Origin of the sequence: Clostridium sp. (genome assembly GCF_047718555.1) — a bacterium.
Taxonomy (GTDB): domain Bacteria; phylum Bacillota; class Clostridia; order Clostridiales; family Clostridiaceae; genus Clostridium_I.
In genome coordinates, this window is sequence record NZ_JBDNRK010000123.1 from 1 (window position 1) to 2,391 (window position 2,391).

A 2,391-nucleotide genomic window follows, 5' to 3' on the forward strand; every position below is an offset into this window, starting at 1 on the left:
ATTTCAAAATACAGCTCACTTCCAGCAGTTTGTGGAAGAGTATGTCCACAAGAAAAACAATGTGAAGGAAGATGTGTTTTAGGAATAAAAGGTGACTCAGTATCTATTGGTAAACTTGAAAGATTTACAGCAGACTGGGCAGTATCACATAATGTTGATTTAAGTGCAACAGAACCTAAAAATGGAATTAAAGTTGCAGTTATAGGAAGTGGACCTGCAGGACTTACTTGTGCTGGAGATTTGGCTAAAAAAGGATATGAAGTAACTATATTTGAAGCACTTCATAAAGCAGGTGGAGTTTTAGAATATGGAATTCCAGAATTCAGACTTCCAAAAGAAAAAGTAGTTAAAAATGAAGTTGAAAACATCAAGAAACTTGGTGTTAAAATAGAAACTAATGTTATAGTTGGCAGAACTATAACTATAGATCAATTGTTTGAAGATGAAGGATTCAAAGCTGTATTTATAGGTTCAGGTGCAGGACTTCCAAGATTCATGGGAATACCAGGAGAAAATGCAAATGGAGTATGCTCAGCAAATGAATTTTTAACAAGAGTAAACTTAATGAAAGCAGCAGTAGAAGGATACGACACTCCAGTTAGATCTGGTAAAAAAGTTGCAGTAGTAGGTGGAGGAAATGTTGCTATGGATGCAGCAAGAACTGCCTTAAGACTTGGATCTGAAAGTCATATTGTTTATAGAAGAGGTGAATCAGAACTTCCAGCAAGAGTAGAAGAAGTACATCATGCTAAGGAAGAAGGAGTAATCTTTGATGTATTAACTAATCCAACAGAAATCTTAGTAGATGAAAATGGATGGGTTAAAGGAATGAAATGTGTAAGAATGGAACTTGGAGAACCAGATGCATCAGGAAGAAGAAGTCCAGTTGAAGTTCCAGGTTCAGAATTTGTTATGGATGTAGACACTGTAATAATGTCACTTGGAACATCACCAAATCCATTAATTTCATCAACAACTCAAGGATTAGAAATAAATAAGAGAAGATGTATTGTAGCTGAAGAAGAAACAGGTCTTACTACTAAAGAAGCAGTTTATGCTGGTGGGGATGCAGTTACAGGAGCAGCAACAGTAATACTTGCTATGGGTGCTGGTAAAAAGGCAGCAAAAGCTATAGATGAGTATTTACAAGGAAAATAAATATAAACATAAAATAAATATAATTTTTATGATCAAATCCTAAATTATAAAGCCTTGGCAATATTAAATGAATATTGTCAAGGTATTTTTATTCTTTAAGGGTTCATAATGAATGTGAATTAAAACCTATACTCATATAGAAGGAAGTTTTATAGTTAAGTAATTTATGCTAAAGGAGTATAATAGATATATATTTAGATATAGTAAGGAGATAAAAATGGAAAATATATTAGTTAAAGAATATTATGATTGGTTTAGCTCTTATGTAAAAAAGTTTTATGGGGAAGATAGCTTAATAAATCAGAATATTGAACTTAAGGAAATACATACGTTAAAAGTTGCAGAGCATGCTGTAAATATTGCAAAATCTTTAAATTTGACCCAAGAAGAAGTTGATACAGCAGAGATAATAGGATTATTTCATGATATAGGAAGGTTTGAACAATTCAAAAAATATAAGACATTTAGGGATGCTTTTTCAGAAAATCATGCTGCTTTAGGTGTTAAAATATTAGAAGAAAACGGAATATTAAAAAACTTAGATGATAGTAGAAGAAGGATTATTATTAAAGCTGTAAATCTTCATAATGAAAAAGATCTTCCAATGGATTTAAATAAGGAAGAATCATTGTTTTGCAAATTGATTAGAGATGCCGATAAACTTGATATTTTCAGAATCATTATGGGATATGAGAGAGAAAGAAAGAATCATCCTAATCCGGCGCTTGATAATTTACCTGTTACATCAGGCTACAATTCAGATTTTATTAAAGATATTCGTTCAAATAAAAAAATTAGTAATAATTCACTAAAAAATTATAATGATAGAAAAATATATGAATTAAGTTGGATAATTGATTTGAATTTTTCATTTTCTCTTAACTATATAAAGGAGAAGGAAGTTTTAAAAACATTAATTAGCTGTTTACCTAAAAATGAAGAGATTGATGATTTAGAAAGGTACCTTGATAAATATATAGAAAATTCCATAGTGAAATAATTTATCTGTAAAATGAACATTTTAATTGCTTTCTGTTTAATAATAATATTTAATTTATGGCTATACTAGCTAACCTGATTCTATTAACCAAATGCTAAATGCTATTATGTTTAATATATAAGTCCTGTCTCTAATCCACATCTGACGCTGCCGACGATAAGGCTCGTGTAGATCTCGGTGGTCGCCGGATCATTAAAAAAAACGGGGGGGGGGGGGGGGGGGGGGGGCGGGGG

Annotated in this window: 2 protein-coding genes; both read left to right on the plus strand. The window is 31.7% G+C overall.

Going from position 1 to position 2,391, the window contains the following annotated elements; genetic code table 11:
* Nucleotides 1–1,158: NADPH-dependent glutamate synthase (gltA, locus tag ABF633_RS20685; RefSeq protein WP_415526624.1), on the plus strand; the 1,158-nt coding region annotated here is incomplete at its 5' end.
* 217 nt (nt 1,159–1,375) lie between these two features.
* Complete coding sequence (locus ABF633_RS20690) at nt 1,376–2,158, plus strand: HD domain-containing protein (protein ID WP_077844025.1); 783 nt, start codon at nt 1,376–1,378, stop codon at nt 2,156–2,158.
* Nucleotides 2,159–2,391 lie beyond the last annotated feature (233 nt).